Source organism: Bacillus thuringiensis (genome assembly GCF_001595725.1).
Lineage (GTDB): Bacteria > Bacillota > Bacilli > Bacillales > Bacillaceae_G > Bacillus_A > Bacillus_A thuringiensis_K.
In genome coordinates this window covers 3803652-3830151 of the sequence record NZ_CP014282.1, presented here as the reverse complement: position 1 = coordinate 3830151, position 26500 = coordinate 3803652, and the positions used below count along the sequence as shown (strand labels likewise).

The window sequence follows — 26500 nt, the reverse complement described above, 5'->3', positions numbered from 1 at the left end:
CAATAAAGAAGGGGAAATATGTTCTTTCTGTTTTTTCCTTCGCATTTCGACAAATTTTTAGTTGAGTTTCTGGCCAATAACCTTTATCCTAGAGTGTGGAACATTTTTTCTGTTATGACGGATAGAATGAGTATAGCTGTAAAACCTATTGGTAGGAAGATCAGAGAAAGGAGAGATTTCATGTCTCTACTCCAAGGAATTTTAACTCGACTTGTTAGTCTACAAGAACAAGCTGAAAGCGGTGAAGTAGCACAACGCTATTTTGAAGTGAACGGTGAGCGCAAATGTAGCGTGAAATTTTTCGATAAAAGTGAAATGTATGAGTTAGAAGTGTATCAACAAGGTGAAAAACCTCAAGTGTATCAATTCGATAATATCGACATGGTTGCAATTGAGATTTACGATATCATTTCTTGATACATATAAAAAAGGTACTGCCACATGGCAGTACCTTTTTTAGTTCTATTACTTTCCGGCGTAATGTATAGAAGTTTTTTATTTTTCCTACAATGGTATTAAAATGAAAATTTAATCCGTGCAAGTTTGCTTATCCATGTGGATAATTAGTCCCGTCAACCGGCTGAATATGTGAAGCTAAATTTCTCACAATCGCTGGGTTCTGCAAATAGCGGGGGAAATATAACTAGGAGGTTATCGTATGGAACGTTTACCAGTTGTGATTTGTCCTAATTGTCAAAGTTCTGCTGAGATTATTCATGTATTAACGGCTCAATCTAATCAAAATGTAATTTATACGTGCCAAGTTTGTCACTTTATAATTCGAAATATTGAAACGAATAAAGGATAGGAAGTTATAATTTTAGTTTTTGTCCCATACAATGAGAATACAAAAAGTCTGTCTAATTGAAAGGACGTGACTCTATGGACGGTGCACATAAATTTTACAATGTTTCAGAGAGACATTTAAATTTCGATATGGTTTTTAACCGTATTTGTAGTTTCATTGAAAAGGATCCACGAAATTTATATCGATTATCCATTGGGACAGACTCGCAAGCCCATCAAAAGGATACGAGGTTTATTACAGCAATCCATATTCATCGTGTTGGAAAAGGTGCCTGGGGTTGTTTACACCATAGATCAGTAAAAGATAAGCCAACAACCTTACGTGAGAAAATATATTTAGAAACACAGTTTAGTCAAGAAATCGCATGTCTATTTACGCCTACTCATATACAAACAATATGGGAGTTATTGCACCCTTATGCTCAAGATGGGGCTGGATTCATAATGGAAATTCATTTAGACATTGGGAATGATGGTTTAACAAAAGAATTTATTTTAGATATGACAGAAAAAATTCGAGCGATGGGATTAACTGCAAAAATTAAGCCGGATGCTTATGCGGCATTTAGCTATGCAAATCGATATACGAAATGATTTTTTGTCTATTTACGATTGCTACATATCTTTTAGTAAAAACTGAATATTACATCTATTAAATAGGTTGAATTTTTTATATAATAAGAGTAACGATGCGAGTGTAAGGAGAGGGGTATATGCAAAGGGAAGTTGTTTTAACGAAGGAAGAAGAAAGTTTGCTACTAGATATTTTATTTCAGCAAAATTATGCAAGTGAAATTTTAGCTGTGGAACTTACAGATATTGAGAATGGTTTGAAACAGACAGATGTGATGCAATATAAAAAAATCACAAGGTTATTTTACAGATTAAAAAATAAAGGGTATTAAGCGCTACCGGAATGGTAGTCTTTTTTTTGTACTGTATGCTAAAATAGCTGTGTGATTGTATTTTTATTAAAATAAATTTCGGACAAAATAATAATATGAAAACGCTGTCATAAAATGTGAATAGAGTTGTGAACATAAGCAGGAAAAAGGGAAAATGGGGGATGTAATATGATTAGTATTCCGAAAGACGAATTTCAACAAATTCTTGTGAAGGATTTAATGATTTCATCGGAAAAAGTAGCTCATGTCCAAATTGGAAATAGTTTAGAACATGCTTTACTCGTTCTTGTGAAATCTGGATATTCGGCGATACCTGTCTTAGATCCAATGTATAAACTACATGGTTTGATTAGTACTGCCATGATATTAGATGGTATGTTAGGATTAGAGCGTATTGAGTTTGAAAGACTTGATGATATGAAAGTAGAGCAGGTGATGAAGGAAGATATACCTGTTCTTAAATTAGAAGATTCATTTGCAAAAGCTTTAGAAATGACAATTGATCATCCTTTTATTTGTGCTGTTAATGAAGAAGGCTATTTTGAGGGGATTTTAACACGTCGGGCTATTTTAAAATTGTTGAATAAGAAAGTAAGGCAACATAATCGATAACGTGAGAAAAGTGACTTCATAGAAACGAAGAAGTCACTTTTTTTTTCGTGCATATCACTTGTGTATGTATTATATTTAAAAAGACATAAAACATAAGGAAGTTTGCGCTCGGAAATTGTATTTTCTGAATGAAAGCATTCGGCTAAATTAAGGATGAAAAGCTTATTGAAATAAGGTGTATGGAAGCTAAGGAAAGAGGGAGAAAGTTGCAAATTGATGATTTTCAAATGATGGTTGTGTTAGCTCAGGAATCAAATATGAGAAAAGCGGCGGAACGTTTATTTGTTTCCCAACCTGCGCTGAGTCAACGATTACAATCTATGGAGAAACAATGGGGAATGAAGTTTTTTATTCGCTCACAAAAAGGATTGACAATTACACCTGAAGGGGAAAAAGTAGCAAATTATGCTAAAGAAATGTTGCAAAGGGAAGAAGATATAAAAAGTGAGCTAGCTGTTTTTAGAACGGAAACTCATGGAACGTTAAAAATAGCTGTTGCATCAGTTATTGGTCAATATTGGCTCCCTCCTGTTTTGAAAAAGTTTGTGCATAAATATCCTTCTGTAAAGATATCGCTGTTTACTGGATGGAGTAGTGAAGTGCAAAAGCAGTTTTATGAAGGAGACGTTCATGTTGCTATACTGAGGGGAACACAAGAATATAAAGGTCAGAAGCAACAATTATTTGAAGATGAACTGTATTTAGTTGATAAAGAAATAAAAGATATTTCGATGTTAAAAGAAACAAATAGGCCGTTCATTCAATTTAAAAGTGATTCGACTTATTATGGACAAATACAAAATTGGTGGTATGGTTTATTTTCTAATCCGCCTAAGCGAACGATTGTAGTTGACCAAATTGAAACATGTAAACAACTTGTTTTAAATGGTATAGGTTATGCCCTTTTACCTTCTACTGTTTTAAAGGAAGTACAGGAAAATATGTATAAAACACCTGTTCAACTGACGAGAGAAACATGGTTGTTAACAAGTGACTCGGCAAGGCAGTTGAAACAAGTACAAGCATTTTTAGAAATTATAGAAGAAATTCAAAGAGAAAAATAAGATTATTATCTTGCTACTCGCTCTTTCGTTTGGTAGAGTAACATTATAAATGGATTTAGGAGGCAACAAGAATGAAAATGATGGACGCTAACGAAATTATTTCGTTTATTCAAAAAAGTGAAAAGAAAACTCCTGTAAAGGTATACATAAAAGGGGATTTAAAAGAAGTAACATTCCCTGAAACAGTACAAGCATTTGTGAATAAAAAATCAGGTGTATTATTCGGAGAATGGTCTGAAATTAAGACAATTCTTGATGAGAATAATAAGCACATCGTTGACTACGTTGTAGAAAACGATCGTCGTAATTCTGCAATCCCAATGCTTGATTTAAAAGGTATTAAAGCTCGCATCGAGCCAGGTGCTATTATTCGTGACCATGTTGAAATTGGTGACAACGCTGTAATTATGATGAATGCAACAATTAACATTGGTGCTGTAATTGGTGAAGGTTCTATGATCGACATGAACGCAGTACTTGGTGGACGTGCAACAGTCGGTAAAAACTGTCACGTAGGTGCAGGTGCTGTACTTGCAGGTGTTATTGAGCCACCTTCTGCAAAACCAGTTATCGTTGAAGATGATGTAGTAATCGGTGCAAACGTAGTTGTTTTAGAGGGTGTTACAGTAGGTAAAGGTGCAGTTGTGGCAGCGGGAGCTGTTGTAACAGAAGATGTGCCTCCATACACAGTTGTTGCAGGTACTCCAGCACGTGTAATTAAAGAAATTGATGAGAAGACAAAAGCAAAAACAGAAATTAAACAAGAGCTTCGTCAATTAAACCCAGAGAAATAAAAAGTAAAAAAGCGTAAGAGCGTAAATGGGCTCTTACGCTTTTTATAGATAGAGGTGCAAAAATGACAGTAAGCAAATTTGTCCAAATTCGTAGAGATCTACATAGAATTCCAGAAATCGGATTTAAGGAATGGAAAACGCAACAGTATATTTTAGATTATATAGGAACACTTTCTCATGAATTTGTGGAAGTGAAGACATGGAAAACGGGTGTAATCGTTAAAGTAAATGGAAAAAAACCCGAAAAAATAATAGGTTATCGTGCAGATATAGACGGTTTACCAATTACAGAGGAAACTGGATACAAGTTTGCTTCTATTCATGAAGGAATGATGCATGCATGTGGCCATGATGTACATACAGCGATCGGTTTAGGCCTTCTAACGAAAGCTGTGAGCGAAAGAATAGATGATGACCTTGTATTTCTATTCCAGCCAGCAGAAGAAGGACCAGGCGGTGCTCTTCCTATGTTAGAAAGTGAAGAGTTAAAAGAATGGAAACCAAATATAATTCTTGGTCTTCATATTGCACCAGAATACGCTGTAGGGACAATTGCAACGAAAGAAGGACTGTTATTTGCCAATACTTCAGAATTATATATTGATTTAAAAGGAAAAGGTGGCCATGCTGCCTATCCGCATACTGCAAATGACATGATTGTTGCAGCGAGTCATCTTGTTACACAGCTTCAATCTGTTATTAGTCGCAATGTAAATCCTCTTGATAGTGCAGTAATTACAATCGGGAAAATTACAGGTGGTACGGTTCAAAATATTATTGCAGAAAAATCTCGTTTAGAAGGAACGATTCGAACATTATCAGTGGAATCAATGAAGCGTGTGAAAAGCAGAATTGAGGCAATTGTTGCAGGTATCGAAGCTTCTTTCCAGTGTGAGGCGATTATAGATTACGGAGCAATGTATCATCAAGTATATAACCATGAAGAGTTAACGAGAGAGTTTATGCAATTTGTACATAAACAAACTGATATGAATGTTATTACATGTACTGAGGCAATGACAGGTGAAGATTTTGGTTATATGCTTCGAGAAATCCCTGGATTTATGTTTTGGCTTGGAGTAAATTCAGAATATGGTTTACATCATGCAAAATTAAAACCAGACGAAGAAGTGATTGAAAAGGCAATTACATTTCTAAGCCAATATGTAAAGTGGAAAGGGAATAGAAAATAAAACTTCCGCTTTCATGAAGGTTCCAAAAAACTTTTTGTTTTGAGGTGTAAGTAACGCTCGTATAGATTGATTTTAGACATTTACATACAAATAAAAGAATTAAAGTTAATTGTACTGTTTTAATAATGAGCAGGGGGTTTTAGCCACTGCTCATTATTAATTATCTGACTAACTTATATATGTTTACTTTTAGTATGAAAAGTGTGTAAAATCAATGTGAAACATAGAAAAAAGGGTGGGGAATTACGTGCAAATTAGCAGTGCGATTTTATGTTTCGTCTTATATGCGTATGTTATTATTGCGGCGGTTTATTTTGGGATAAGTTTTTATGCCTATCGTCTAGTAGATAATAATGAATATGACGAAACATACAAATGGGTAAAGAGATATTTATCACCTGTACTAGAAATTATGAATGGGTTTGTGCTCTTTTTATTTATTGGATTAATTGCTTTCTCAACGAGTTTAGTAGGGAATAAAACTACGTTATTTGTATTGGGTATCATTATTTTTATGTTGTTAGGAATAAGGATTGGTAATACGGTCTTTTGGAATGAAAGAAAAGTAGATGGTTGGACGGGAATGTTAATTCCGTGCATGTTAGCTGCAATCGTGACAAATATAGAGCATGAATATTATCAATTACATTTTTGGCTCATTATCGTTTTAACAATTCTTTCTGTTTTGTATATAAGCACAGTAGTACTAACATATATTGCACATGAAAAAGGAGACGTTAAAGGCACTCGTTTCTTTAGAGGACGGGCATTATTTTGGAGTGTGCCGACGATGGCAGTTATCGCGCTTATTGCGATATTAGTAAATGGATATCAATTTTTTAATTGGCAACTATTTTTAGAAAACTGGTGGATCTTTATCTTTTCATTTATTGCTTTTTTAGGTGCAACGCATTATTTATTCCATCAACATCATTACATATGGGCATTATTATTTGCCTTCACACAGCTTCTATTTGCCTTTTTTGGTCAAGAAACATTATTATTCGTTTTTGAAACATTTAGTTCGTTTGGAAATATATTTGTATTTGCTATGTTACTTGTTGGTATCGCTTTTTACTTGCAACAATATTTTTATATACAAAAACAAAAATAAGAGCTAATTACAGTTTTTGTGACGCATATAAAGTGTGTTACACTGAAAATAAATAGTACTTGAAGTTATTGGAGGAATTCCTGTGGGTGAGAAAGAAAAAGAATTTGCTGTCATTGGACTTGGTCGCTTTGGTGGAAGTATTTGCCGAGAACTAGCTCAATTAGGTATGGAAGTAATGGCAATCGATTCAGATGAGGATAAAATTAATGAATTTGCAAATATAGCTTCGCATGCTGTAATTGCAGATTCAACAGATGAGATGGTATTAAAAAGCCTCGGTATTCGAAATTTTGATCACGTAGTCGTTGCTATTGGAGATAATTTAAATTCAAGTATTTTAACGACTTTGATTTTGAAAGAGCTGGGTGTAAAAAATATTACTGTAAAAGCTCAAAATGATTATCATGAAAAAGTGTTAAGTAAAATAGGTGCAGATCATATTGTGCATCCAGAACGTGATATGGGAAAAAGGATTGCTAATAATATTGCATCAAGCAATGTGTTAGACTACCTTGAGCTTTCAGATGAGCATAGTATTGTAGAGATTATTGCGAATAAAAAAATTGATGGGCACTCTTTAATTGAATTAGATATTCGTGCGAAGTTTGGATTGAATATTGTAGCAATTAAACGAGGTAAAGAAGTTATCGTATCCCCTCGAGCTACGGAGAGTATTCAAGCAGGAGATATATTAATTGTCATTGGTCATGACGATGAAGTGGATCGATTTAAACACTTTTTAAGATAAGAGAAAAGAAAAGGACAATGCCTTCATGGCATTGTCCTTTTTCTTATATTTCCATAATGATTGGTAAAATCATTGGACGGCGTTTCGTTTTCTCATATAGGAATGGGGCTAATGTGTCTGTAATTTCATTTTTAATTTCAGACCATTGTGTTGTTTTACGCTCCATTACTTTTTCTAAATGAGTTGTAATTAATGTTTGTGCATCATTGATTAAATCGCTGCTTTCACGCATGTAAACGAAACCGCGTGAGATGATATCAGGTCCTGCTGCAACTTTAAATTCTTTCATATCAATGCTTACAACTACAATTACAAGTCCTTCTTCAGAAAGGATACGACGATCTCGTAATACGATATTGCCAATATCTCCAATACCGTTTCCATCAATGTAGACCGAACCAGATGGGATTTTTCCAGCTACGCTAGCTTCATCCGAACGTAAAGCAAGAACATCGCCATTATCCATAATGAAGCAATTTTCTTCAGGGATGCCACAATCATTTGCTATGTTCATGTGCATACGTTGCATACGATATTCACCATGAATTGGCATGAAGTACTTCGGTTTAATTAGACGTAACATTAACTTTTGTTCTTCTTGTCCACCGTGTCCACTTGTATGGATATTTGAAAGTTTACCGTGAATTACATCAGCGCCAGCGCGGTACAACATGTTAATTGTACGACTTACGCTAATTGTATTTCCTGGAATTGGTGAAGAAGAGAAAACAACTGTATCTCCAGGAATAATTTGAATTTGGCGGTGTGTACCGTTTGCAATACGTGAAAGTGCTGCCATCGGTTCACCTTGACTACCTGTACATAAAATAACAACTTTATTAGCTGGTAAGCGGTTTAGTTGAGATGCATCTATGAATGTATCTTTCGGGCAACGAATATAACCAAGGTTTTGTCCAATTTCAATCGCTGCTTCCATACTTCGACCAAACACAGCTACTTTACGGTTGTTTTCAACAGCAGCTTCAACAACTTGTTGTAAGCGGTGAATATTTGATGCAAAGGTTGCGAATATAATCCGTCCTTCTACTTTACGGAAAATGTCTTGAATGCTATCACCAACGCGACGCTCAGACATAGTAAAGTTTGGAACTTCACTGTTCGTACTATCAGATAATAGACATAGTACGCCATCTTTACCGATTTCAGCCATTTTCGTTAAATCAGCTGGTTCACCAACTGGTGTGAAGTCAAATTTGAAGTCACCTGTATGAACAACTTGACCTTGAGGTGTTTTCACAACAACGCCGTACGAATCTGGAATACTGTGAGTTGTACGGAAGAAGGATACAGACGTTTTTTTGAATTTAATAACGTCATCTTCTTGAATCTCGTAAAGTTTTGCTTTACGAAGTAAGCCGTGTTCTTCTAATTTGTTTTTGATGAGCGCAATTGCTAATTTTCCACCGTAAATTGGAATGTTCACTTGACGTAATAGGTAAGGGATTCCACCGATATGATCTTCGTGACCATGTGTAATGAATAACCCTTTAATTTTATCTTCGTTTCGCACAAAATAAGTGTAGTCTGGTATTACATAATCGATTCCGAGAAGTTCGTCCTCTGGAAATTTAATTCCAGCATCAATTATAATAATTTCATCCTGAAATTGAACAGCGTATGTATTTTTACCGATTTCACCAAGCCCACCGAGAGCAAATACAGCAACTTGGTCGTTTTTTAGAAATTTCATATCGCTATACGATTTCCGCTAATGTTAAATCAGCGTTTTCTTTTTCATATTCAAGATGAGCGCCAGTAACAGACTGAACAAACTCGATATTATATGCGAACTTATTTAATTTTGTACGAACATCCTTTTCAGACGTAGCCTCTAAATATAAAACTTTTGTATTTTCACGTACTGGAACCTCAGTTAATTTTTCTTGATAAAATACTTTAAAAATCATTTGGAAAACCTCTCCTTGTCTATGTTTTGCATTATCTGTTACTTATTATAAAGCAAACAGTCACGATTTTCATGTTTTTTCGAATGAGAATGAAGAAAAAGCCCTAAATGGGCATAATTTAAGCGATTGTCTTTTTACGGACTAGACCGTTTAAATAACGCTTGATCTTTTTCTTCAGCTTCTTCAGCATGATTACTCCTTCCTTTCCTTATTTTAAACATGCCTATTACTAGTGAAAACTCTATCTCTGATATAAGAGATAGGACAAAAGTGAATGGTGAATCTTGTCCTTTCCCATACAGTGAAAGTTATTCTATAGTAACGATTAGTAGCCGTTAGTTATAGGTATAGTATGAGGAAGAATGGAAAAGAAAATTCATCCGAACAAGTATCCACATGTTTTACTAATATATATATGCAAAGTTTACAAATAAGGTCAGAAAGGGAACGCTTTCTTCACAGATGTTTAATATGTTATACTTTTTTTTAGAATTTGAAAAGTGATATTCAAAATAGGAATATAGAGTGCCAGAAAGGATTTTGACAAATGAATGATAAAATTGTCTTTTTTGATATTGATGGAACGTTATTAGATCATGATAAAAAAATTCCACAATCTACACGAGATGCAGTAAAACAGTTACAAGAGAAAGGTGTACATGTAGCAATTGCGACAGGGCGCGCGCCATTTATGTTCGAAGATATTCGCAAGGAACTTGATATACATAATTATGTTAGTTTTAATGGACAATATGTTGTCTTTGAAGATGAGGTAATATTTGATAATCCGTTACATCCAGATGCTTTACATAAGTTTACTCAGTTTGCAAAACAAGAAGGATATCCACTTGTATACCTTGACCATCAAAATATGAGAGCATCAGTGGAATATCATGATTATGTGAAAGAAGGCTTCGGAAGCTTAAACTTTGAGCATCCAGCATATGAGCCTAATTTTTATGAGGAACGTAATATTTATCAAACACTACTTTTTTGTGAAGTAAATGAAGAGGAAAAGTTTATTAATCATTATCCAGATTTTCATTTTATTCGTTGGCATGCATATTCAATGGACATCATTCCTAATGGTGGTTCTAAGGCAAAAGGAATTGAGAAATATATTGAAAAGTTAGGTTTTAATCGTGATCAAGTGTATGCATTCGGAGATGGCTTAAATGATTTAGAAATGATCGAAGCCGTTGGCACAGGTATTGTGATGGGAAATGGCCATGAAGACTTAAAAAAACTTGCAAATCATGTGACAAAGGATGTTAGTGAAGACGGTATATATCATGGACTAAAGTGGGCTGGATTGCTGTAAGTGAATATGGAACCCATTTCATAATAAAAAGGCGGAAGTTAACTTCCGCCTTTTTATTATCGCTCTAGAGGTTTGGAATCATCAGGAGCGGCAAAAGGATTTTCTTTATTAATATGGTCATAGAACATAACTCCATTTAAATGGTCAATCTCGTGCTGGAATACGATTGCTGGTAAACCTTTTAAACGTAATTTTACTTCTTCTCCGTTAATAGAAGTTGCTTTTACTGTAATTCTTGTATAACGAGGAACATAACCAGGTACTTCGCGGTCTACAGATAGACAGCCTTCACCACCCTGTAAATATGTACGTTCAACAGAATGGCTAATGATTTTTGGATTGAATAATGCATGGCTATATAATGTACCGTCCGCATCGGTTACATGAACTGCAATCATTTTTTTTGAAACACCGATTTGCGGAGCCGCTAATCCGATTCCAGGGCGTAAACTATATTTTTCAGCCATTTCAGGATCTTGGCTATTTATTACGAATTCAATCATTTCTTTTAAGGTAGTTGTATCTTCTTCGCTTGCCGGTAATGACACCTCTTCTGCAACGTTGCGCAAAATAGGATCTCCTTCGCGAATAACATCTTTCATTGTAAGCATATGTAATCTCTCCTTTCCTCTTTAGTCTACCAAAGGAGATGGAAAAAGTCATCGGCAAGAAAGGGAAGGCATTTTGGAAATCGTTCTATTATAGAGTATTTATGTATGTGATAAACAGAAAAAGACGGCAAAGCCGTCTTTTTCTTTCCATAGTTGTTTCGTTTTACATTAGCGAATGCAAGCAGCACCAACGATAATTAAAAGAATAAACAACACAACGATTAAGGCGAAGCCGCGTCCAGACCCGCCACAAGAACCGCCATAACCGTAGGAAGGATATGAACAAGTTGGATAGCAATATGAGTATCCGTACATGAGATGACCTCCTTTATCATTTCCCGCTAATACTGCGGTTACTATAATGTATGGAAGAGAGGGTGGAAATGTATAGGTATTTACCTAAAAAAGGAAGAGTAGTTTGTATATTTTTGTTACGAAGAGAGAAAAACTAAAGAGAATTAAATCGTTTACATATTATTCTAAGAGAAAAAATAAGTGAAAAAGGGAATAATATAACAGTAGGTCAATGCTTACTAATACAGATGTAAAAAATAAAAACACGTTTGTGTAGTAGAAACCTGCATATTATTTATAAAAAAACGTATTCAAAGTAATTGACATCGTAATTAGAATAGTTGTAAACTAAAAAACGTGATCAAGATTGTATTAATATGTTTCTGAAAAAACATTAGTACAGATTGTTAGGTACACAAAATTATTCTCAACCGACAGACAAACATGTTGGTTTACATCGTTGCGCTTTTTAAACTGGAAAATAGCCAGTGAAAGCGTTTCAGAATATGGTTCAAGAGAGGAAGAGGTGAACGGAATGGGTACTAAAACAAAAAAGACCCTATTTAATGTTGATGAGCAAATGAAAGCTATCGCAGCTCAATTTGAAACATTACAAATTTTAAATGAAAACGGTGAAGTTGTGAATGAAGCAGCTATGCCTGAATTATCTGATGATCAATTAAAAGAATTAATGCGTCGTATGGTGTATACTCGCGTATTAGATCAACGTTCTATTTCTTTAAACCGTCAAGGACGTTTAGGTTTCTACGCACCTACAGCTGGACAAGAAGCTTCTCAATTAGCAAGTCATTTCGCACTTGAAGCAGAAGATTTCATCTTACCAGGATACCGTGATGTACCACAATTAGTATGGCACGGATTACCATTATACCAAGCATTCTTATTCTCTCGTGGACACTTCATGGGTAACCAAATGCCTGAGAATGTAAATGCATTAGCTCCACAAATCATTATCGGTGCGCAAATCATCCAAACTGCTGGTGTTGCGTTAGGTATGAAACTACGTGGTAAAAAATCTGTTGCAATTACTTACACTGGTGACGGTGGTGCTTCACAAGGTGACTTCTACGAAGGTATGAACTTTGCAGGTGCATTTAAAGCTCCAGCAATCTTCGTTGTTCAAAACAACCGTTATGCAATCTCTACTCCAGTAGAAAAGCAATCTGCAGCTAAAACTGTAGCACAAAAAGCAGTAGCAGCAGGTATTTACGGAATTCAAGTAGACGGTATGGATCCACTAGCTGTATACGCAGCGACTGCTTTCGCTCGTGAGCGCGCAGTAAATGGCGAAGGCCCTACTTTAATCGAGACTTTAACATTCCGTTACGGTCCACATACAATGGCTGGTGATGACCCAACTCGTTACCGTACAAAAGATATCGAAAACGAATGGGAACAAAAAGACCCAATCGTACGCTTCCGTAAGTTCTTAGAAGCTAAAGGCCTATGGTCTCAAGAAGTTGAAGAGACAGTAATCGAAGAAGCAAAAGAAGATATCAAACAAGCAATTGCTAAGGCTGACCAAGCTCCAAAACAAAAAGTAACTGATTTAATGGAAATCATGTACGAAAAAATGCCTTACAACTTAGCTGAACAATATGAAATCTACAAAGAAAAGGAGTCGAAGTAAGCCATGGCTCAAATGACAATGATTCAAGCAATCACTGATGCTTTACGCGTTGAAATGAAAAATGACCCTAACGTACTTGTATTTGGTGAAGACGTTGGTGTAAACGGCGGTGTATTCCGTGCTACTGAAGGTTTACAAGCTGAATTTGGTGAAGATCGTGTAATGGATACTCCACTTGCAGAGTCTGGTATTGGTGGACTTGCAGTTGGTCTTGCACTTGAAGGATTCCGTCCAGTTCCAGAAATCCAATTCTTCGGTTTCGTTTATGAAGTAATGGATTCAATTTCTGGTCAATTAGCTCGTATGCGTTACCGTTCTGGTGGACGTTGGACTGCTCCAGTAACAGTTCGTTCTCCATTCGGTGGTGGTGTTCATACTCCTGAACTACATGCTGATAGCTTAGAAGGATTAGTGGCTCAACAACCTGGTCTAAAAGTTGTTATTCCATCTACTCCATACGACGCTAAAGGTCTTTTAATCTCTGCGATTCGTGACAACGATCCAGTTATCTACTTAGAGCATATGAAATTGTACCGTTCATTCCGTCAAGAGGTACCAGAAGGTGATTACACAATTGATTTAGGCAAAGCTGATATCAAACGTGAAGGTACAGATGTATCTGTTATCGCTTACGGCGCTATGGTTCACGCTGCATTAAAAGCTGCTGAAGAACTTGAAAAAGAAGGTATCTCTTTAGAGGTTGTTGACTTACGTACAGTTCAACCATTAGATATCGAAACAATCATCGCTTCTGTTGAAAAAACAGGTCGCGTAGTTGTAGTTCAAGAAGCTCAAAAACAAGCTGGTATTGCAGCTAACGTTGTAGCGGAAATTAACGACCGTGCAATCTTAAACTTAGAAGCTCCAGTTGTACGTGTTGCAGCTGCTGATACAGTATTCCCATTCTCTCAAGCAGAGAGCGTATGGTTACCAAACCACAAAGATATTGTTGAAGCTGTAAACAAAGTAATGAACTTCTAATTTTTAGCTTTTCATGTGCAAAAGAAATCAGCACATGCTGGTTTCTTTTGTACATATTCCATAATAATGAAATGAATCAGGGGGCTGAATTCCGTGGCATTTGAATTTAAACTACCAGATATCGGTGAAGGTATCCACGAAGGTGAAATCGTAAAATGGTTTATTAAACCAGGCGATGAAGTAAACGAAGACGATGTACTTCTTGAAGTACAAAATGATAAAGCAGTAGTAGAAATCCCTTCTCCTGTTAAAGGTAAAGTACTTGAAGTACTTGTAGAAGAAGGAACAGTTGCAATCGTAGGAGATACATTAATTAAATTTGATGCTCCTGGATACGAAAACCTTAAATTTAAAGGTGACGATCATGATGAAGCTCCAAAAGCTGAAGAAGCAGCAGTAGAAGCTCCAGCAGCGGAAGCTACTCCAGCAGCAACTGCAGAAGTAGTAAATGAGCGCGTAATCGCTATGCCATCTGTTCGTAAATACGCTCGTGAAAAAGGTGTAGACATTCATAAAGTAGCTGGTACTGGTAAGAATGGCCGTATCGTAAAAGCTGACATCGATGCATTTGCAAATGGTGGACAAACTGTAGCAGCAACTGAGGCTCCAGCAGCAGTAGAAGCTACTCCAGCAGCAGCGAAAGAAGAAGCACCAAAAGCACAACCAATCCCAGCTGGTGAATATCCAGAAACTCGTGAGAAAATGAGTGGTATCCGTAAAGCGATTGCGAAAGCAATGGTTAACTCTAAACACACAGCTCCTCACGTAACATTAATGGACGAAGTAGATGTAACAGAACTTGTTGCTCACCGTAAGAAGTTCAAAGCAGTAGCAGCTGACAAAGGTATTAAATTAACTTACCTTCCATACGTTGTTAAAGCTTTAACATCTGCATTACGTGAATACCCAATGTTAAACACTTCTTTAGATGATGCATCTCAAGAAGTAGTTCATAAACATTACTTCAACATCGGTATCGCAGCTGATACAGACAAAGGTCTATTAGTACCAGTTGTTAAAGATACAGATCGTAAGTCTATCTTCACAATTTCTAACGAGATCAATGATCTTGCTGGTAAAGCACGTGAAGGTCGTCTAGCTCCAGCTGAAATGAAAGGTGCTTCTTGCACAATTACAAACATTGGTTCTGCAGGTGGACAATGGTTCACTCCAGTTATCAACCACCCAGAAGTAGCAATCCTTGGTATCGGCCGTATCGCTGAAAAACCAGTTGTGAAAAACGGTGAGATTGTTGCAGCTCCAGTATTAGCATTATCTCTAAGCTTTGACCATCGTTTAATTGACGGTGCAACTGCTCAAAAAGCGTTAAACCAAATTAAACGTCTATTGAATGACCCACAATTATTAGTAATGGAGGCGTAATAACAATGGTAGTAGGAGATTTCCCAATTGAATTAGATACAGTCGTTGTTGGTGCAGGTCCTGGTGGATACGTTGCGGCAATTCGTGCAGCACAATTAGGTCAAAAGGTAGCAATCATTGAAAAAGCTAACCTTGGTGGCGTATGCTTAAACGTTGGATGTATTCCTTCAAAAGCGTTAATCAATGCAGGTCATCGTTATGAGAATGCAATGCATTCTGATGACATGGGTATTACTGCAGAAAACGTAAAAGTTGACTTTACAAAAGTTCAAGAATGGAAAAACGGCGTAGTTAAGAAATTAACTGGCGGTGTTGAAGGCCTTCTTAAAGGTAACAAAGTTGAAATCATTCGCGGTGAAGCTTACTTCGTAGATGCTAATACATTACGCGTTATGACTGAAGATGCAGCTCAAACTTATACGTTTAAAAATGCTGTTCTTGCAACTGGTTCTACACCAATCGAAATTCCAGGATTCAAATACTCTAAACGTGTTATCAACTCTACAGGTGCTTTAAGCTTACCTGAAATTCCTAAAAAACTTGTTGTAATCGGCGGCGGTTACATCGGTATGGAATTAGGTACTGCATATGCTAACTTCGGTACAGAAGTTACTGTAGTAGAAGCTGGCGACGAAATCTTAGCTGGTTTCGAAAAAGCTATGAGCTCTGTTGTTAAACGTGCTCTACAGAAAAAAGGTAACGTAAATATCCATACAAAAGCTATGGCTAAAGGCGTTGAAGAAACAGAAACTGGCGTAAAAGTTAGCTTTGAAGTTAACGGTGAAATCCAAACTGTAGAAGCAGATTACGTATTAGTAACTGTAGGTCGTCGTCCAAACACTCAAGAAATCGGTCTTGAGCAAGTTGGAGTTAAAATGACTGACCGCGGCATCATCGAAATCGATGAGCAATGTCGTACAAATGTACCAAACATCTATGCAATCGGTGATATCGTTCCTGGACCACCATTAGCTCACAAAGCTTCTTACGAAGGTAAAGTAGCTGTAGAAGCAATTAGTGGCCATGCATCAGCTATCGATTACATCGGAATTCCTGCAGTATGCTTCACTGATCCAGAATTAGCATCTGTTGGTTACACTAAAAAACAAGCTGAAGAAGCTGGAATGACTGTAACTGTATCTAAGTTCCCATTCGCTGCTAACGGTCGTGCATTATCATTAAACAGCACTGACGGTTTCCTACAACTTGTAACACGTAAAGAAGATGGTCTTCTTGTAGGTGCTCAAGTTGCAGGTGCAGGTGCTTCTGATATTATCTCTGAGATTGGTTTAGCTATCGAAGCTGGAATGACAGCTGAAGATATCGCTCAAACAATCCATGCTCACCCAACATTAGGTGAAATCACAATGGAAGCAGCTGAAGTTGCTCTTGGAATGCCAATTCACATTGTAAAATAATTAAGTAATGTAAATAGCCCCTCTCTTATTGTAAGAGAGGGGCTATTTTTATTTTCATCAAATGACCTGCAAGGTCTTTAAACGTACTTGTCGAATGAATATATAATACTTTAACAAATGATTCAGGCGTAACTTACTTCAAAGGTAATGTATATCATCCTATAATATGTAATTGATTCAAACTTAACCCCATATATTAATAAAATAGAGCATGTCAAAGGAGAAGGTTCCATGAAAATATTACATGTTATATTTTATCATTTACTACTATGGAGTGGCTTTTCCACTGTATTAACATTATCGAATGGTGATAAGTTTCATTATAAAGTTATTCTTTTTTTCGTATTCCTATATCTAGCCTATGTAATAGCATATTTTGTATTGCACGTGAGAAAGCAAGCTTTATTTCTTACATGTTCAAATTGTATACTATTTTTAATCATATTATCTATTTTTTAAATTAGCGTTTATAAAAATACATTGTTCTTCCATTAAATAATTGTAACTCTCCTTCTAATTTCTTCGCTAAAAAACGGCAAAATTCATTTGCTTTCCCTTTGTCACCAAATGTTGCATTAGGTGGTAAAGAAACTTGGATGAAAGATTGTTCATTTTCTATACCAACACCAATATAAATTGAGTCATAGCGGTCGTGATTGGATTGAAGTTTTAATGTTGTTGTAGATGTATCTAAAATTTCATAAGGAAAAGCGGTATTTGTATACGTGTAATTAATTTGGGCACCAGTTTTAGAAGTAACTGTTTTATAATAATGAAAAAGTTGTTTTATATCATCTATTGAAACTGATTGTTGGTTGGATTTAGGTACAAGCGTAATAAAGGCGTGTTGCATATAAGTTCCCCCTAACTTAGTAGAATACTATCATTCTACATCCTACTGAATTTTTTGACAATTAAAAGGAGTATTACATGTTTTGTTTAATATACTAGTAATGAAACGTGATATAGAAAGGTGGAAACCAATGTTTGAAAAATTGTATGATGAGCATGAAAGTGTGAAGGTACGATTTTTAGGGTTTATGACACATGATACACGTTATGATTTTGGTGTTATTTATACAAATATGTTTTTTGGAAAGCCGCTCATTGTTTGTATGCAAACAGGAAGGTCTACTTTACTCGGACGAGATGATGTAGAGAATGTTCAATATATACAGGAGGTTTTTAAATTAGGATCAGAAGAGGAAGCAAAGGAGTTAGCTCAGTTTTTCAAATTTCTAGTTCCGTCAACTTCTTTACATGCGGAATATGAAGAATAATTAATGTGAAACAGTCGTACTTATAAATATGGCTGTTTTTTCATTTGAATATTGCATACTAATTTAAATTTAAAATATTTAATGTGTTATACTAAAAACCTATTGACGTAAAAAGTATAACATATTAAAATAAAGACAGAAAGTTAAGCGGTTACAAAAAGTTTTTGGGATTATAAACTTAGGGGGAAATGAAAAATGGGAACAATCGTATGTCAAGATTGTGAAGGTACAATTGCACACTTCGAAGATGAGAAAGTAACAGTACTTTACGGGAAATGTGGATCTTGCGGATGTGATCACATAGAGCATACAAAAGCCCAATAATTGATAGGAAATGGACAGCTAAAAGTTTTTAGGACCATAAACTTAGGGGGAAATGAAAATGGGAACAATCGTATGCCAAGTATGTGAAGGAACAATCGGACATTTTGAAGATGAGAAAACGACAGTACTTTACGGAAAATGTGGAACAAATTGTGACTGTGCTAGAAAAGATAATGCGAAAGCTTAATGATAAATAAATAGATTACTATTAAAACTCAGGGGGAAATGAAAATGGGAACAATCGTATGCCAAGTATGTGAAGGAACAATTGGACATTTTGAAGATGAAAAATCAACAGTACTATACGGGAAATGTGGATCTCATTGCGAATGTGACCATAAAGAACATACAAAAGCTTAATAATAAGAAAAAGCGCCTACATGTGTAGGCGCTTTTTTAATAAATTGTAGTTGTATGACCAACTGTTGCAACGATTGCATCATCCCTAATCGGAATAAAGCTTATGGAGGTCTGTGGTGTACTAGAAGAAGCGTATTGGCTCATTATACGACTATCGATACGGGTAATAGTATCGGTCAAGAAAGCTGAAATAAAAGCGTAAGGAACTCGTCGTTCATTTAATGAATAAATAATTTCTTCTTTTGTTTTTACACCTACGCCATGTCCGTAAAAAAAGAAATTTCCTAAATAGATTGTGTTTTCTCCTTGCCACTCAATCGTAGCTGGATTCACTTGTGGGTTTTTAAAGTAAACGAGGTCACCTGGAACAAGATCGCCACCGTTTTTTGTTATGAGTCTTAGATCTTGATCGTAGTCCCATGTGTAAAGTAAAAGGTTTGCAAATAGACGATTGAAAGTTTCTTCCTCATACAATGATAGTAAAGCTTTATAAAAAATAATGATCATAGCGGTTGCGCATTCAGTTCCATATAGTTTTCCGTTTTTGAAAATATCTTGTATGGCAATAGAAGGTGGTATGTTTGGAAGAAGCTCGAATCCTCCAAGGGATGTTCTTTTCCAATACTGGGGGTTGCAAAAGGATTGTTGAAATGTACGAAACTGAAAACCACTTTGAAAAAGCTCTAGTGAAGAGATAATAATATTAACTCGTAAATTGAGATCAAAGCTGAGTTCATCAGCTGTTCGGAAGGAATAAACTTCTTGATTTCCTGCCATTATTGATAAAATTTGTTGTTTCTCTGCTGCAAATGGCTCATATTCATTTGTAATATAAGGATGTACAATAGAACGGCCTATTACAATCATAATAGTATCCCCACCTATACGTTACATTCTTTAGTATCGTATGAAGAAAAGGAGAAAAGGTGAAAAAAAAGCCTATCAACTGATAGGCTTGTACTCTTTAATAACACGTAATGTTTGTAATGTCATATCTTCAGGACCTTGTACAGGTAAACCTGCTTCTAAGTTTTTACGAATATACTCTAAGTTTTCTTGTGTAATAATTTCCCCCGGAGTAAAGATTGGAATCCCTGGCGGATAAACCATAACAAAATCAGCTATAATACGCCCCGCTGCATTTTCAAATGGAATGACTTCTGTTTCCGAATAAAAAGCATCTCGGGGAGAAAGTGCTAGCACTGGAATTTCTGGAATCTCTACTTGTACTTGAACACCTTTATCTGCCCTATTTCTAAATGTTGCTGCTAAATCTTGTAATGCTGCAATAAGTGTATTTGTATCACTTTCTGTATCTCCCAAAGTGATAAGACATAGTATGTTGTATAGATCTGAGAGTTCTACTTCAATGTTATATTGCTCTCTAAGCCATACTTCAGCTTGGTGGCCGGTAATACCTAAATCTTTTACAGATACAATTATCTTTGTAGGATCATAGTTAAAGGTAGCATCTGTACCTAACATTTCTTTTCCAGGACAGTAAAGATGCTCAATAGAATTTATAGCATCACGAACATGTTCAGCTAATTGTATTGTTTGTTCTATGAGTGCTGTTCCTTCTGTAGCAAGACGTTTTCTCGCAACATCAAGGGATGCTAACAAGATGTAAGAAGTTGATGTAGTCGTAAGCATGCTAATAATAGATTGGACATGTTTTACATTCACCAAGCCTTCTTTCACATTAAGAATAGAACTTTGAGTTAAAGAGCCTCCTAATTTGTGAACACTTGTTGCTGCCATATCTGCCCCAGCTTGCATCGCTGACATCGGCAATTCATCGTGAAAATGAATATGAACACCATGAGCCTCGTCAACTAGTACAGGGATGTCATAAGAATGTGCTAATTGTACAATCTGTTCTAAGTCTGCAGCAAACCCAAAGTACGTTGGGTTAATAACAAGTAAGCCCTTTGCATCTGAGTGCTCTTCAAGTGCTTTTTTGACAGATTGAATTGTGATTCCATGAGAAATACCGAGCTTCGGATCGATTTCAGGATGCATGAAAATTGGTTTTGCACCTGAGAAAATAATAGCTGACATTACTGATTTATGCACGTTTCGTGGTACTAGGATTTTGTCACCAGGACCGCAAACGCTCATCACCATTGTCATAATAGCGCCACTTGTACCTTGAATAGAAAAGAAAGTATGATCTGCACCGAATGCAGCGGCTGCTAAATCCTGTGCTTCTTTAATCATACCTTTTGGATGATGTAAATCATCGAGTGGCGCAATATTAATTAAATCAATTGCTAATGCATTATGCCCAATAAATTCGCGAAATGTAGGATCCATGCCCTGTCCTTTTTTATGACCAGGAATATGGAATTGAATTGGATTTCGCTTACTGTGCTCAACTAAAGCGGTAAACAATGGTGTTTCGTATTGGGACAATCTATACACCCCTTCTTCTTCATAATATTTAGTGTAATTTGTTTTATATAATCCTGCTCTAAAAAAGTTTAGTCTTTTTTAGAATAAGGCTTGTTTTTCTGCCATTCAAAAAATCGTTTTTGAGATGGTAGCTTCACTTTATTTTCTATAAAACAAAAGCATTATATCACCAATAATTATAGATGTATAGAAAAAAATGTTTTTAAGGTGAGTATGTTTAATAGTTAGCCTCAACTAATGAATAGAGGAAGACAATTCCATTAAAATGAATAAATAGTGTATAATGCAGAGTGGCTATAATGAAGAATAAAATATTCTCTTTAAGATAGCATAATGAAACAAGAAGAAATGATAAATGAGGTGCGAAATGGAATATCAATATCCGTTAGATTATGATTGGTCAAATGAGGAAATGGTTACAATTGTTAAGTTTTATGAAGCGATTGAGAAAGCTTATGAAAAAGGGATTGTAAGAGAAGAATTAATGGGTTTATATCGTCGTTTTAAAGAGATTGTTCCATCGAAAGCAGAAGAAAAGAAAATTGATAAAGAATTTCAAGAAGTAAGTGGATACTCTATATATCGTGCTATTCAAAGGGCAAAAGAAGTCGAAGAACAAAAGCTTGTAAAAATGTAAAAAATATTTTGAAAAATAAAAACTGAAGTGATATAATGTGATAACAACTAAAAACGGACAATATAAATTGTCCGTTTTCTACTATCGATTACAAAGTGCATATAAAGGAAGGAGTGATTGCATCGTAGATTCAATCTTAGCAAGGAATTGTTCGTTGGTCATTGCTGAAAACTCCTCTGGTGATATATGAATACCAACTAATAATTCTGCTTTTTTTACAGTAGCTAGTCGTTCAATCATCTTTTGTAAGTCTTCGGTTTCAAGTGTTTTATGTAATTTCACACTTGGTTTAGTATGGTCAATGGACCAAACGAAGTCATTTGGAATATTTGTTTTTAAATCATTTAAATGTTCTAAGAAGGCATGAGCCGTCTCAACTTTTTGTGGACACTCATAGATTAAACCAAAGTATATGAAGGCATGAGTACCCCATAAGCCGATTTGGAAATGCGGTAGCATTTTATATCCTCGTTTATTTGTTGAAAAAGCAACCCAAGTATCGTTTGGTGGATTGACTTTGCGGCGTGCGTGTTTTGCAACATGATAAAAAAAGTTCTCATCAGTTTGTTTGGATAAGTATTCTGCAAATTGTTCCCCTAAAGCTTCTAGCTTAGGATGAATGTTCGTTTTAATTGCACTCATTCGTTCTTCGAGACCATCAACTGTAAAGACATCAAAATCAGTTGACTTGAATGTTTGTATTGTCATGATTGTTCCTCCAACTCCTATTTTGCTTTTATTTTAGCATAGCTTGTACTATTCATAAAAAAAACAGCACAAAAAAATTTAAATAAAAAAATATAATTTTGTTGCATAGATGATTTATCCAACATAGTATAGTATAAAACAAAAAATCAGAAAATTGAATTAATTCTAGTCCGAGGGCAGACGAATATTGGGAGGAGGCAAATAATATGAGACAGGTGATTAATGCGTTAAAGAGAACAGATGCTGAAAAGAGAATACCGGTGCTACGTTTGGAGCTAGATTATGAATTAGCAACTTTATATGATGCGATGATGGAAGATGATAAACAGAAAAAAGAAGAGTGTGTACAAAAGTTAGAAGTGTTAAGACTTGAAATGATTCGTTTAGAAGCGTAATAATAGTATATGTATAAAAAATTAGTTGGTGCGAACCTTATAAAGGGTTCGTTTTTTCTGTGAACAGTATAGATCGGAGTGTTTAAACATGCAAGAAGTATGGAAAGACATTGATGCACACGCCAAACGGTGGATTCGGGATGCAGGAGAGCATTTAATGGCATCAATGAAAAAAGCACTTATTATAGAAACAAAATCAAATGCAGCTGACTTAGTTACAAATATGGACCGAGAGATAGAACAGTTTTTAATTGGGAAAATTAAAGAAACATTCCCGAATCATAGTATTTTAGGAGAAGAGGGTTATGGAGACGAGATAACGTCTTCTGACGGGGTTGTTTGGTTAATTGATCCAATTGACGGCACGATGAACTTTGTTCATCAAAAAAGAAATTTTGCGATTTCAATTGGGATTTATGAGAACGGTATCGGAAAGATTGGACTTATATATGATCCAGTGCATGATGAACTATATCATGCAGTCAAGGGATCTGGAGCTTTTTGTAATGATATATCAATTCCTCCATTGAAAAAAGGAACTGTAGAGGAAGGTATTGTAGCTTTAAATGCGATATGGCTTACAGATAATCCATTGCTTAATATGGAAAGTATGATGGCACTTGTTAAGAAAGCAAGGGGCACAAGATCATATGGCTGTGCAGCGTTAGAGATGGTATACGTTGCAACAGGAAGAATAGATGCATATATAACGCCGAGATTATCACCATGGGATTTTGGCGGAGGACAGATAATTGTAGAAGAAGTTGGAGGTAAGGTGACGACATTCTCTGGAGCGCCACTTTCTATCATAGAGAAGAGCAGTGTGTTAGTTGCAAAACCAGGAGTGTATGAAGAAGTGTTATCGTTTATATGAGAGCAACAAAAAAAGTAAGAGGCTGTGTATAAGCTTCTTACTTTTTAGCGTTATTGTGATTTGCGCATTTTTCTTTTTGTTACAAAACCGTATCCAACTGTAACAAATGTGCCGATAATGCAAATAATAATACCGATTGGACTATTTTCAGCAATCATAATGCCGATACCGATTAAGAAAATAACACCGATAATTGCAGTTAATAAAAAGCGATATTGAATGTGTTCCATTTCTTCACCCTCCAATCTCATTTTACTTTCACAAAAGTAAGAATACAACTATATTTTCATTCTTGCTTTTATTTTAATTGCTATTGTATCCCCTTCGCTCTTATAATAGAGAAGGATTAAAAAGACATTAGGAGTTGGACATGTTGAAAAAACGACAAGATTTACGTAATATAGCAATTATTGCCCACGTTGACCATGGTAAAACAACACTTGTTGACCAGTTATTACGTCAAGCGGGGACTTTCCGTGCGAACGAACACGTTGAAGAACGCGCAATGGATTCAAATGATCTAGAAAGAGAACGCGGTATTACAATTTTAGCGAAAAATACAGCGATTCACTATGAAGATAAAAGAATTAACATTTTAGATACACCTGGTCACGCTGACTTCGGTGGAGAAGTAGAACGTATCATGAAAATGGTTGATGGTGTTTTACTTGTTGTTGATGCATATGAAGGTTGTATGCCACAAACACGATTTGTTTTAAAGAAAGCTCTTGAGCAAAACTTAACTCCAATCGTAGTTGTAAACAAAATTGACCGTGACTTCGCTCGTCCAGATGAAGTAGTTGATGAAGTAATCGACTTATTCATTGAGCTTGGTGCAAACGAAGATCAATTAGAGTTCCCAGTTGTATTTGCATCAGCAATGAACGGAACAGCAAGCTTAGATTCAAACCCAGCAAATCAAGAAGAGAATATGAAATCATTATTCGATACAATTATCGAACATATTCCAGCACCAATTGATAACAGCGAAGAGCCACTTCAATTCCAAGTAGCACTTCTTGATTACAACGACTACGTTGGACGTATTGGAGTTGGTCGCGTATTCCGCGGTACAATGAAGGTTGGACAACAAGTTGCTTTAATGAAAGTAGACGGAAGCGTGAAGCAATTCCGCGTAACGAAATTATTCGGTTACATGGGATTAAAACGTCAAGAAATTGAAGAAGCAAAAGCAGGGGACTTAGTAGCCGTTTCTGGTATGGAAGACATTAACGTAGGTGAAACAGTATGTCCAGTTGAACATCAAGATGCGTTACCATTATTACGTATTGATGAGCCAACACTACAAATGACGTTCCTTGTAAATAATAGCCCATTTGCAGGTCGTGAAGGTAAATACATTACATCTCGTAAAATTGAAGAGCGTCTTCGTTCACAATTAGAAACAGATGTAAGTTTACGTGTAGATAATACAGATTCTCCTGATGCGTGGATCGTATCTGGACGTGGGGAACTACATTTATCTATCTTAATTGAAAACATGCGTCGTGAAGGTTATGAATTACAAGTATCTAAGCCAGAAGTAATTATTAAAGAAGTTGATGGCGTAAGATGTGAGCCTGTAGAGCGTGTACAAATCGATGTACCTGAAGAATACACTGGTTCTATTATGGAATCTATGGGTGCACGTAAAGGTGAAATGTTAGATATGGTGAATAACGGAAACGGTCAAGTTCGCCTTACTTTCATGGTTCCAGCACGTGGTTTAATTGGTTACACAACAGAATTCTTAACATTAACTCGTGGTTACGGTATTTTAAACCATACATTCGATTGCTACCAACCAGTACACGCTGGACAAGTTGGTGGACGTCGTCAAGGTGTTCTAGTTTCACTTGAAACAGGAAAAGCATCACAATACGGTATTATGCAAGTTGAAGACCGTGGTGTAATCTTCGTTGAACCAGGTACAGAAGTATATGCTGGTATGATTGTAGGAGAACACACTCGTGAGAACGACTTAACAGTTAACGTTGTGAAAATGAAACAACAAACTAACATTCGTTCTGCGACGAAAGATCAAACTTCAACAATGAAGAAACCACGCCTAATGACTTTAGAAGAATCATTAGAGTACTTAAACGATGACGAGTTCTGTGAAGTAACTCCAGAATCAATTCGTCTACGTAAAAAGATTCTTGATAAGAGTGAGCGCGAAAGAGCTGCTAAGAAAAAGAAATCTGTTGAAGCGTAAAAATAAAAAAACAACGACCTTTATAAAGGTCGTTGTTTTTTTATTTTGTTTATTTTTTTAGAATATTTACTCATTTTTGTGGACAGTATTTTTTTTGCGAGTTACTCTTGTATTAAGTATATAAAGAAAATTGCATTTTACTGCTAGGGGGGAAGAGTGTGTTAGAAAGGATGTCTTTTTTTGCAAAATTGTGTAAGGTAGATGAAAATCCAGAGTTAGGAATGTGGTTACTTTATGGGACGATTATTATATTAAGTGGTCTCGTTTATAATTTAGGATTTGCTAGAAAGTTGTCTGTACTAAAAAATATTGTGATATACATATCATTAGCAATTGGATGTACAGTATTAACCTTTTTTGCTGTGTTTTTACCTGTTGGAGAAGGACTAGTTGTAGCGGCAATTGTACTTGGAATTTATAGATTGCGTTTGCGTCAAGCGAAACAACAAAAAGCAGGCTGAGGAAGGG

At 35.8% G+C, this 26500-nt stretch carries 34 protein-coding genes; 25 read left to right on the top strand and 9 right to left on the bottom strand.

Translation table 11 applies throughout. From position 1 onward, the window contains the following. The first annotated feature begins 180 nt into the window (after positions 1-180). From AXW78_RS18940 to AXW78_RS18895, 10 genes are all read left to right on the top strand, one after another. Positions 181-417, top strand: a complete 237-nt coding sequence (locus AXW78_RS18940; RefSeq protein ID WP_000055151.1) for a YkuJ family protein — start codon at positions 181-183, stop codon at positions 415-417. Positions 418-658: 241 nt separating this feature from the next. Then, positions 659-808 (top strand): hypothetical protein, encoded by a 150-nt coding sequence (locus AXW78_RS34470; protein ID WP_000440539.1) that lies wholly within the window; start codon positions 659-661, stop codon positions 806-808. A 74-nt stretch (positions 809-882) separates the two neighbouring features. Beyond that, positions 883-1401, top strand: a complete 519-nt coding sequence (locus tag AXW78_RS18930; RefSeq protein WP_000348491.1) for a ribonuclease H-like YkuK family protein — start codon at positions 883-885, stop codon at positions 1399-1401. A 119-nt stretch (positions 1402-1520) separates the two neighbouring features. Further along, complete coding sequence (gene abbA / locus AXW78_RS18925) at positions 1521-1712, top strand: antirepressor AbbA (RefSeq protein WP_001188692.1); 192 nt, start codon at positions 1521-1523, stop codon at positions 1710-1712. A gap of 168 nt (positions 1713-1880) precedes the next feature. Beyond that, positions 1881-2324, top strand: coding sequence for a cyclic-di-AMP-binding protein CbpB (gene cbpB / locus AXW78_RS18920; RefSeq protein ID WP_000623581.1), 444 nt, complete (start codon positions 1881-1883; stop codon positions 2322-2324). A gap of 179 nt (positions 2325-2503) precedes the next feature. Then, entirely contained in the window at positions 2504-3388 is an 885-nt protein-coding gene (locus AXW78_RS18915; protein ID WP_001987174.1) for a transcriptional regulator CcpC, read from the top strand. Between the two features lie 71 nt (positions 3389-3459). Further along, the gene (gene dapD, locus AXW78_RS18910) at positions 3460-4182 is read left to right on the top strand and encodes a 2,3,4,5-tetrahydropyridine-2,6-dicarboxylate N-acetyltransferase (RefSeq protein WP_000783241.1); all 723 of its coding nucleotides are present in this window, start codon (positions 3460-3462) and stop codon (positions 4180-4182) included. 62 nt (positions 4183-4244) lie between these two features. Then, the gene (locus AXW78_RS18905; RefSeq protein ID WP_000218669.1) at positions 4245-5375 is read left to right on the top strand and encodes an N-acetyldiaminopimelate deacetylase; all 1131 of its coding nucleotides are present in this window, start codon (positions 4245-4247) and stop codon (positions 5373-5375) included. Positions 5376-5622: 247 nt separating this feature from the next. Continuing rightward, positions 5623-6489: a hypothetical protein gene (locus tag AXW78_RS18900; protein WP_001167319.1), complete on the top strand. Its 867-nt coding sequence runs from the start codon at positions 5623-5625 to the stop codon at positions 6487-6489. Positions 6490-6571: 82 nt separating this feature from the next. Beyond that, positions 6572-7237 (top strand): potassium channel family protein, encoded by a 666-nt coding sequence (locus AXW78_RS18895; RefSeq protein ID WP_000504034.1) that lies wholly within the window; start codon positions 6572-6574, stop codon positions 7235-7237. 43 nt (positions 7238-7280) lie between these two features. Here AXW78_RS18895 and rnjA read toward each other — a convergent pair whose 3' ends face one another. Next, on the bottom strand, positions 7281-8948 hold the full coding sequence (rnjA, locus tag AXW78_RS18890) for a ribonuclease J1 (protein ID WP_000670377.1): 1668 nt from the start codon (positions 8946-8948) through the stop codon (positions 7281-7283). A gap of 4 nt (positions 8949-8952) precedes the next feature. Continuing rightward, entirely contained in the window at positions 8953-9165 is a 213-nt protein-coding gene (locus AXW78_RS18885; protein WP_000576435.1) for a DNA-dependent RNA polymerase subunit epsilon, read from the bottom strand. Between the two features lie 547 nt (positions 9166-9712). Between AXW78_RS18885 and AXW78_RS18880 the strand changes: the two genes are divergently transcribed. Further along, positions 9713-10486, top strand: a complete 774-nt coding sequence (locus AXW78_RS18880) for a Cof-type HAD-IIB family hydrolase (protein ID WP_000998267.1) — start codon at positions 9713-9715, stop codon at positions 10484-10486. A 56-nt stretch (positions 10487-10542) separates the two neighbouring features. On the opposite strand, the gene def is transcribed toward AXW78_RS18880, so the two are convergent. Continuing rightward, positions 10543-11097, bottom strand: a complete 555-nt coding sequence (gene def / locus AXW78_RS18875; RefSeq protein WP_000957048.1) for a peptide deformylase — start codon at positions 11095-11097, stop codon at positions 10543-10545. Positions 11098-11265: 168 nt separating this feature from the next. After that, entirely contained in the window at positions 11266-11412 is a 147-nt protein-coding gene (locus AXW78_RS18870; RefSeq protein ID WP_000274562.1) for a YjcZ family sporulation protein, read from the bottom strand. A gap of 514 nt (positions 11413-11926) precedes the next feature. Between AXW78_RS18870 and pdhA the strand changes: the two genes are divergently transcribed. From pdhA to AXW78_RS18845, 5 genes are all read left to right on the top strand, one after another. Beyond that, on the top strand, positions 11927-13042 hold the full coding sequence (gene pdhA / locus AXW78_RS18865) for a pyruvate dehydrogenase E1 component subunit alpha (protein ID WP_000536895.1): 1116 nt from the start codon (positions 11927-11929) through the stop codon (positions 13040-13042). 3 nt (positions 13043-13045) lie between these two features. Then, the gene (gene pdhB, locus AXW78_RS18860) at positions 13046-14023 is read left to right on the top strand and encodes a pyruvate dehydrogenase complex E1 component subunit beta (protein WP_000068168.1); all 978 of its coding nucleotides are present in this window, start codon (positions 13046-13048) and stop codon (positions 14021-14023) included. A gap of 93 nt (positions 14024-14116) precedes the next feature. Further along, on the top strand, positions 14117-15406 hold the full coding sequence (gene pdhC / locus AXW78_RS18855; protein ID WP_000863419.1) for a pyruvate dehydrogenase complex dihydrolipoyllysine-residue acetyltransferase: 1290 nt from the start codon (positions 14117-14119) through the stop codon (positions 15404-15406). A gap of 5 nt (positions 15407-15411) precedes the next feature. Beyond that, positions 15412-16824 (top strand): dihydrolipoyl dehydrogenase, encoded by a 1413-nt coding sequence (gene lpdA, locus AXW78_RS18850; RefSeq protein ID WP_000260108.1) that lies wholly within the window; start codon positions 15412-15414, stop codon positions 16822-16824. A gap of 231 nt (positions 16825-17055) precedes the next feature. Beyond that, positions 17056-17283: a hypothetical protein gene (locus AXW78_RS18845; RefSeq protein WP_000697469.1), complete on the top strand. Its 228-nt coding sequence runs from the start codon at positions 17056-17058 to the stop codon at positions 17281-17283. A gap of 1 nt (position 17284) precedes the next feature. On the opposite strand, the gene AXW78_RS18840 is transcribed toward AXW78_RS18845, so the two are convergent. Then, positions 17285-17677 (bottom strand): DUF1885 family protein, encoded by a 393-nt coding sequence (locus AXW78_RS18840; protein WP_001163299.1) that lies wholly within the window; start codon positions 17675-17677, stop codon positions 17285-17287. 130 nt (positions 17678-17807) lie between these two features. On the opposite strand from AXW78_RS18840, the gene AXW78_RS18835 reads away from it, so the two are divergent. The 4 genes from AXW78_RS18835 to AXW78_RS18820 all read left to right on the top strand — a co-directional run bounded on the left by AXW78_RS18835 (position 17808) and on the right by AXW78_RS18820 (position 18788). Next, positions 17808-18104 (top strand): DUF3055 domain-containing protein, encoded by a 297-nt coding sequence (locus tag AXW78_RS18835; protein WP_046946427.1) that lies wholly within the window; start codon positions 17808-17810, stop codon positions 18102-18104. Positions 18105-18299: 195 nt separating this feature from the next. Then, the gene (locus tag AXW78_RS18830) at positions 18300-18428 is read left to right on the top strand and encodes a GapA-binding peptide SR1P (protein WP_044790724.1); all 129 of its coding nucleotides are present in this window, start codon (positions 18300-18302) and stop codon (positions 18426-18428) included. Positions 18429-18486: 58 nt separating this feature from the next. After that, positions 18487-18615, top strand: a complete 129-nt coding sequence (locus tag AXW78_RS18825) for a GapA-binding peptide SR1P (RefSeq protein ID WP_000536803.1) — start codon at positions 18487-18489, stop codon at positions 18613-18615. Positions 18616-18659: 44 nt separating this feature from the next. Next, positions 18660-18788 (top strand): GapA-binding peptide SR1P, encoded by a 129-nt coding sequence (locus AXW78_RS18820; RefSeq protein ID WP_000536796.1) that lies wholly within the window; start codon positions 18660-18662, stop codon positions 18786-18788. Between the two features lie 36 nt (positions 18789-18824). Here AXW78_RS18820 and AXW78_RS18815 read toward each other — a convergent pair whose 3' ends face one another. Continuing rightward, a complete protein-coding gene (locus AXW78_RS18815; protein WP_000635343.1) occupies positions 18825-19655 on the bottom strand; it encodes a protein-glutamine gamma-glutamyltransferase in 831 nt (276 codons plus the stop codon). A 75-nt stretch (positions 19656-19730) separates the two neighbouring features. After that, a complete protein-coding gene (speA, locus tag AXW78_RS18810) occupies positions 19731-21203 on the bottom strand; it encodes an arginine decarboxylase (RefSeq protein ID WP_000084899.1) in 1473 nt (490 codons plus the stop codon). Between the two features lie 367 nt (positions 21204-21570). Between speA and AXW78_RS18805 the strand changes: the two genes are divergently transcribed. Next, entirely contained in the window at positions 21571-21840 is a 270-nt protein-coding gene (locus tag AXW78_RS18805) for a UPF0223 family protein (RefSeq protein WP_000456557.1), read from the top strand. 81 nt (positions 21841-21921) lie between these two features. Here AXW78_RS18805 and AXW78_RS18800 read toward each other — a convergent pair whose 3' ends face one another. After that, the gene (locus AXW78_RS18800) at positions 21922-22548 is read right to left on the bottom strand and encodes a YktB family protein (RefSeq protein WP_000155317.1); all 627 of its coding nucleotides are present in this window, start codon (positions 22546-22548) and stop codon (positions 21922-21924) included. Between the two features lie 206 nt (positions 22549-22754). Here AXW78_RS18800 and AXW78_RS18795 point away from each other — a divergent pair, with 206 nt between their 5' ends. Together AXW78_RS18795 and AXW78_RS18790 are read left to right on the top strand one after the other, a co-directional pair. Beyond that, complete coding sequence (locus tag AXW78_RS18795; RefSeq protein WP_001250164.1) at positions 22755-22943, top strand: hypothetical protein; 189 nt, start codon at positions 22755-22757, stop codon at positions 22941-22943. Between the two features lie 88 nt (positions 22944-23031). Next, positions 23032-23817: an inositol monophosphatase family protein gene (locus AXW78_RS18790; protein ID WP_001158708.1), complete on the top strand. Its 786-nt coding sequence runs from the start codon at positions 23032-23034 to the stop codon at positions 23815-23817. Positions 23818-23867: 50 nt separating this feature from the next. Here the strand turns inward: AXW78_RS18790 and AXW78_RS18785 are convergent, their stop codons facing one another. Continuing rightward, positions 23868-24047, bottom strand: a complete 180-nt coding sequence (locus tag AXW78_RS18785) for a DUF5325 family protein (RefSeq protein ID WP_000400127.1) — start codon at positions 24045-24047, stop codon at positions 23868-23870. 140 nt (positions 24048-24187) lie between these two features. On the opposite strand from AXW78_RS18785, the gene typA reads away from it, so the two are divergent. Together typA and AXW78_RS18775 are read left to right on the top strand one after the other, a co-directional pair. After that, positions 24188-26032, top strand: coding sequence for a translational GTPase TypA (gene typA / locus AXW78_RS18780; RefSeq protein WP_000914762.1), 1845 nt, complete (start codon positions 24188-24190; stop codon positions 26030-26032). Positions 26033-26190: 158 nt separating this feature from the next. Next, complete coding sequence (locus AXW78_RS18775; protein ID WP_000893665.1) at positions 26191-26493, top strand: YlaH-like family protein; 303 nt, start codon at positions 26191-26193, stop codon at positions 26491-26493. Positions 26494-26500 lie beyond the last annotated feature (7 nt).